At 73.9% G+C, this 5988-nt stretch carries 5 protein-coding genes and 1 pseudogene; 1 reads left to right on the top strand and 5 read right to left on the bottom strand.

The window, feature by feature from the left end; all coding sequences use genetic code 11:
- The 3 genes and pseudogenes from VN520_RS01885 to VN520_RS01895 all read right to left on the bottom strand — a co-directional run.
- Positions 1 to 331, bottom strand: a pseudogene (locus VN520_RS01885) (carboxyl transferase domain-containing protein); the annotation flags it as partial.
- A 16-nt stretch (positions 332 to 347) separates the two neighbouring features.
- A complete protein-coding gene (locus VN520_RS01890) occupies positions 348 to 1811 on the bottom strand; it encodes an acyl-CoA synthetase (protein ID WP_325745056.1) in 1464 nt (487 codons plus the stop codon).
- Positions 1812 to 1962: 151 nt separating this feature from the next.
- Positions 1963 to 3102, bottom strand: a complete 1140-nt coding sequence (locus VN520_RS01895; protein ID WP_325745060.1) for a NarK/NasA family nitrate transporter — start codon at positions 3100 to 3102, stop codon at positions 1963 to 1965.
- Positions 3103 to 3336: 234 nt separating this feature from the next.
- Here VN520_RS01895 and VN520_RS01900 point away from each other — a divergent pair, with 234 nt between their 5' ends.
- Positions 3337 to 3768, top strand: coding sequence for an Lrp/AsnC family transcriptional regulator (locus VN520_RS01900; RefSeq protein WP_325745057.1), 432 nt, complete (start codon positions 3337 to 3339; stop codon positions 3766 to 3768).
- On the opposite strand, the gene VN520_RS01905 is transcribed toward VN520_RS01900, so the two are convergent.
- Positions 3746 to 5251: a GAF domain-containing protein gene (locus VN520_RS01905; protein ID WP_325745058.1), complete on the bottom strand. Its 1506-nt coding sequence runs from the start codon at positions 5249 to 5251 to the stop codon at positions 3746 to 3748. The two genes, VN520_RS01900 and VN520_RS01905, sit on opposite strands and share 23 nt — an antisense overlap.
- A gap of 17 nt (positions 5252 to 5268) precedes the next feature.
- Positions 5269 to 5988: rod shape-determining protein (locus tag VN520_RS01910; RefSeq protein WP_325745059.1), on the bottom strand; the 720-nt coding region annotated here is incomplete at its 5' end.

A 5988-nucleotide genomic window follows, 5' to 3' on the forward strand; every position in this document is an offset into this window, starting at 1 on the left:
TCCGGCTGCCGCCGGTGGCGACGAGGGACACGAGCGGCAGCCGCCGCTCACCGGCCAGCGCGTACGCGGCTTACAGACGGTCTCCGGTGCTCGCCCCCAGCGAGCCGCCCAGGAAGCCGAACTCGAACGAGACCAGGACGCACTCCCGGCCGCCGACGACGGCGGTCCCGTGGAGGACGGACTCCTCCTCACCGGTCCGTGCCGTGGCCCGCGCCCTGGACTCGGCGTAACCGCTCCAGCCGAGCGGCCCGTCCCCGGGGGCGGGCCGCCCGGCCGGACGGTGTTCCGTGAAGCTGCCGGTGACGGAGGCGATCGCCTCCCGCGCCGACATGCGGTCGCGCGGGGTGTCAGACACCGAGCGACCTCTTCATGATCTTGCCCAGTTCGTTGCGGGGCAGTGCGTCCAGGTAACGGACGACGCGCGGGCGCTTGTGCGGAGCCAGCAGACCCGCCACATGGTCCGACAGCTCCGGCTCGCCGGGGGGAGATCCGGGGTCGGTCGGCACCACCCAGGCGACGATCCGCTCGCCGAGGTCCGCGTCGGGCTCACCGGTGACCGCGGCCTCACGCACGCCGGGATGCTCCAGCAGGGCGTTCTCGATCTCACCCGCGCCGATCTTGTAACCGCCGCTCTTGATGAGATCGGTGGCCTTGCGCCCGACGATCCGCACATAGCCGTCGGGGTCGATCGTGGCCATGTCGCCCGTGCGGAAGAAGCCGTCCTCGGTGAAGGCGGCGGCCGTGGCGTCCGGCCGGTTCAGATAGCCCGTGAAGAGGTTCGGGCCGCGCACCTGGATCTCGCCGATGGACGTGGTGTCCTGGAGCACGGTGCCGTCCTCCTCGACGAGCCTGAGCTCCACGCCCGGCAGCGGCGGGCCGACCGTCCCGGCACGCGGCGCGCCGTCGGCCCGTACGCCCGTGTTCATCAGGGTCTCCGTCATCCCGTACCGCTCGATGACCCCGCGGCCGGTGGCCGCGGCGATCCGCTCGTGGTCGTGGACCGGCAGCGCCGCCGAACCGGAGACCAGCAGCCGGGCTCCGGCCAGGGCCTCCCTGAGGCCCCCGGGACCGGCCGGACCGTCCAGTGCGCCGGCCAGCCGGTGGTACATCGTGGGCACGCCGAACAGCATCGTCCCCCCGGACAGCAGCTCCCGGGCCACCCCCTCGGCCGAGAACCGGCCGAGGTGACGCACGGAGCCGCCCCGGCGCAGCGGGCCGAGGACACCCAGGATCAGCCCGTGCACATGGAACAGCGGCAGGGCGTGGACGAGGACGTCGTCGCCGGTCCACCGCCAGGCGTCCTCCAGCGCGTCCAGCGTCGCGGTGATCGCCCGGCGGGGCAGGACGGCCCCCTTGGGCGGGCCCGTCGTGCCGGAGGTGTAGACGACCAGGGCGGGGGATTCCTCGGAGGGCTCGGGGAAGCCGGCGGCCGGGGCGGGCCCCGCCGCGGCCGGGTCGACGTCGAGCCGGGGCAGGCCGCCGAGCGCGGACGGCAGACCGTCGCCCGCCCCGGCCAGTACGACCGAGGGGGCGCTGTCGGCGACGATGTGGGCGAGTTCCCGTTCGCCGGTCTTCGGATTGAGCGGTACGGCGGGCACCCCCGCCCGGAGGGCCGCCACGACGGCGACCACCGTCTCCGGGGTGGACGTGGCCCAGACGGCGACGCGCCCCGCCCCCGCGATCCGGGTGGCGAGGGCGGCGGAGGCATTAGCCAACTGGGCATAGGTCAGGACGTGTTCGCCGAACCGGACGGCCTCGGGGGAGTCCGTCCGGCCGGACGCTCCGCGCAGCGCGGGCAGAAGAGAGGTCACGCGGTGCAGCCTAGGGGGTGCCTGCGGAGGCTGTCCGGCTCAAGGGCCGGCCATCGCGACGGAGGCGGAGACCGCCCGGCTCCTGTGCCGGCCGGCGCGGCACAGGGTTCGGGCCGGCCGCAGCCCTCGCGGGCGCAGGCACGGGCCCGGCTCAGCCCTCGCGGCGGATGGTCCGCATCCGGCCGTACGCGTACACGGCGCCCGCCAGCGCCAGGTCGGACAGCAGCATGAAGCCGATCGAGTACGAGTCCTTCGCGCTGTAGATCGCGCCCATGACCAGCGGCGGCACGAACCCGCCGAGCCCGCCCATCGCGCCGACGATGCCGGTCACGCTGCCCACCTTGGCCTGCGGTGTCACCTGCGAGACCAGGGCGAAGACGCTTCCGCTCGCGGTGCCGAGGCCCGCCGCCATGCACAGCAGCGCGACCGTGCCCAGCGGGTCCAGCGGCGGGTCGAAGGCCTGGACGATGGCCATCAGCGCCACCAGCAGCAGGGCCCCGGCCGTGACCACGGCGGGGTGCATCCGGTCCGAGAGCCAGCCTCCGACCGGCCGGAAGACCACCGTGACCAGCGCGAACCCCGCCGCCTTGGTGCCCGCCTCGGTCGGTGACATCTCGTACCACGTCTTCAGATACGTCGGCAGGTAGACGCCGAACGCGACGATGCCCCCGAAGCCGATCGCGTACAGCGCGGACAGCTCCCAGGTCACCCGCAGCCGGCCCGCCGAGCCCAGCCGGTGGGCCAGGGAGTCCGCCGGGACCTTGCGCTGGGGGTGGTCGGTGATGAGGACCGCCGCGAGCAGCGAGTAGACCAGGAGCGCACCGGCGACGATCCAGAACGGCAGGTTCTCGCTGTGCTCGGCGATCCGGGGCGTGAAGTAACCGGACAGCGCGACGCCGCCCATGCCCATCCCGAACACCCCGAGCGCGAGCCCCCGTTCCGCGGGCGGGAACCACGAGTTGACCAGCGGGATCCCGATCGCGAACGTCGTACCGCCCAGCCCGAGCAGGAAGCCGACGGCCAGCATCGCCCCGTAGGAGTCCCTCGCCGGGACGAGCAGCAGCACCGGGACGATCGTCAGGGCCGAGACGGCGGGAAACATCAGCCTGGCGCCGTACTTGTCGGTCAGCGCGCCCGCCGGGATCCGCCCGAGCGAGCCGACCAGGACGGGAACCGCGACCAGCAGGGACTGCTGGAAGGAGCTCAGGCCGAGGCGCTCCTTGAACTCGCCCGACAACGGGGAGATCAGGTTCCACGCCCAGAAGGTGAGCGTGAACCCGATCGTGGCCATGATCAGGTTCCGGTAGGCGGCAGCGGATTGTTTCCGGTCCTGGGCGGGGGCCTGCTCGGAGGTTGTGTCCACACCGCAAGTCAAGAGCGCGGCAGCGGGCGGGGCACGGCGGGCTGAGCCATCCGGGTAAGGGCGCCGCACGGCAGACGCCCCATGGGTGAAGGGCCTCTCCCGGGCTCCGGGGAGGGGCCGCCCACCCGCCGTTTCCCGCCCCGGGCTGCGACAATCGGCGGTATGGACCGGCTGGACAGAGAGATCCTCGGCATTCTCCAGGAGGACGCCCGGATCTCGTACCGCGATCTGGGTGTGCGCGTGGGGCTCAGCGCCAACGCGGCGGGTGACCGTGTGCGCCGGATGCGCCGCGACGGGGTCATCCGTGGCTTCACGGTGATCATCGACCCGGCCGCCGACACCCGTTCGGGCCTCGTCGTCTTCATCGACGTGTCGCTGCGCCTCGACACGACGAACGAGCAGTTCGAACGCTCGGTGCTCACCCTGCCCGGCATCACCGAGGTGGTGCATGTGACGGGCGGTCACGACTACCTCGTACGCGCCACGGCGGCCGACCCCGGCTCCCTGGACACGCTGCTGCGCCGGCTGAAGAAGGAGGCGGGCGTCGCCCACTCCAACACCCGCATCGCGCTCAGAGCGGCGCCTGCCAGGTGACCGTCGGTGACCGGGTGCCGTCCTCGGCGCGCCCGTCGTCCGCGACCACGAGCCGCACCGCCGCACGTCCGTCGGGCAGCCGCGCCGCCGCGTCCACCTCCACCTCGACGGCCGACACCCCGGTCCGCCGGTGCACGGCGGCCAGGGCCCCGCGCAGCACATCGAGCAGTTCACCGTCCACCGGCTCCGTCACCAGGGCGTCCACCGCCCCGGTGAACTGGACGGACGGCTGGAAGCCGAGCACCGCCGCCGCGCCGCCCGTCTCGCGCAGGACCCGGCCCCGGAAGGTCGCGGGGGCCTCGGCCGGCGGCTGCTGGAGCGCGAAGATCGCGGTCCTGACCTCCTGGATGGTGGAGTCCAGCTCGTCGACCGCCCTGGCGAGCAGTTCGGCGGTCCCGGTGTCGCCGGCCAGGTCCTTGCGGCGGGTCGACTCCAGCATCATCTCCGTCGCGAACAGCCGCTGTACGACGAGGTCGTGCAGGTCGCGGGCGATGCGGTCGCGGTCCTCGTAGACCGCCAGCTGCTCCCGGTCGTGCTGGGCGTCGGCCATCACCAGCGCCAGCGCGGCCTGGGAGGCGAACTGGGAGGCGAGCAGCCGGTCCATCGCCGTGTACGGGGCCGCGCCGCGCCGCCGGGGGAGGGCGAGGGTGCCGATGAGCCTGCCCCCGCTCTGCAGGGGCAGCATCATGCTGGGGCCGAAGCGGGACCGGACCGGGGTCGTCATCCGCTCGTCCGTCGCGGAGTCCTCGATGAAGACCTCCTCGCCGCCCAGCAGCTGGACGAGGACGGGGGAGCCCGGTTCGATGGCGGTACCGACGAGACCGGCCGGATCGTCGAGGGTGGAGGCGGCGACGATCTCCATCCCGCCGCCCGGTGTCGGCTGGAGGATCACCCCGGCCGCCGCACCGGCCAGTACCCTGGCCCGCTCGGCGACGGTCGTCAGGGCGTCCGTCGTGCCCGCGCCGGCCAGCAGCGCCCGGGTGACGGCGGCCGCCCCCTCGATCCAGTGCTCACGCTGCCTCGCCGCCTCGTACAGATGGGCGCCGCCGATCGCGGCGGCCGCCTGGGAGGCGAGCAGCCGCAGCAGCGCCAGCTCGGTGTCGGTGAAGTGCCCCGGTTCCTGGGCGGTGAGACAGAGGCTGCCGAGCACCTCGGTGTGCACCCGGACGGGCGCCCCGAGGAAGGAACGCACCAGGAGACACGCGGGCGGCGCGGCGCGGGGGCGCGGGCCCGCCGCCAGATCGTCGACGCGTACGGCCTGCGTGTCGTGCACGAGGGCTCCGAGGGCTCCCGTGCGCCCGTCGAGGAGCGGGCCCGCGGCGCGGCGTTCGCCCTCGGTCATGCCGGTGGTGAACAGGTCCGTGACATGGCCCTCCTCCCCGTGGAGGAGGGCCAGGGCGCCGTGGCTTGCCCCGGCCAGCGCCGTGGCGGTGTCCACGATGTGCTGGAGGGTGGCCCGCAGGTCGAGCCCCGTACCGGCCACCGGGAGCCCTTCGGCTCTCAGCGGGCGATCGGGGCGAGGACCAGCGGCTCGACCGTGCCGTCCAGCATCGCGCCGAGCCCCAGCACCGAGCACACGTCGGGGCGCTCACCGATCCGCACCGGGACGCCCGTCGCGTCGCGCAGCATCTGGTCGAGCCCCGGCAGCAGGGCGCTGCCGCCGACCATCATGATCCCGGTCTCCGCGATGTCGGCCACCAGGTCGGGCGGGCAGTCGCGCAGCACCTTGCCCAGCCCGTCGAGCACCGCGGTGAGCGGGGTGTGGATCGCCAGGCGTACGGCGGCGGTGTCGACCTGCACCGAACGGGCCAGGCCGGTGGCCACGTCCCGGCCGTGGATCTCCGTCACCGCCGGGCCGTTGAGCGTGAGGCCGTTGCCCCGGAGCGCCAGTTGCAGGGGGCGCACGGACTGGCTGGGCAGCATCAGCGCGTGGTGCTGGCGCAGGTGCTGGATGACCGCGTTGTCGATGGCCTCGCCGCCGATCGGAATGCGTACGGCCGTCACGATCGAGCCGAGCGAGAGCACGGCGATCTGGGTGGTGGCCGCGCCGCACACCATGATCATGGTGGCGGTCGGCTGCTCGACCGGCAGCCCGCAGCCGACGGCCGCGGCGATCAGCGTGTCGACCAGCTGCACCCGCCGGGCGCCGAGCCCGACGAGGGTCTCGACGGCCGCCCGCTGGGCCAGCGGATCGGCGTCGTGCGGGACGCAGGCGGCCGC

Origin of the sequence: Streptomyces sp. (genome assembly GCF_035563135.1) — a bacterium.
Classification (GTDB): domain Bacteria; phylum Actinomycetota; class Actinomycetes; order Streptomycetales; family Streptomycetaceae; genus Streptomyces.

Bases quoted from the DNA above. Each gene is read 5' to 3' on its own strand.
- VN520_RS01895 (WP_325745060.1), bottom strand. From the start codon at position 3,102: ATGGCCACGATCGGGTTCACGCTCACCTTCTGGGCGTGGAACCTGATC.
- VN520_RS01900 (WP_325745057.1), top strand. From the start codon at position 3,337: ATGGACCGGCTGGACAGAGAGATCCTCGGCATTCTCCAGGAGGACGCC.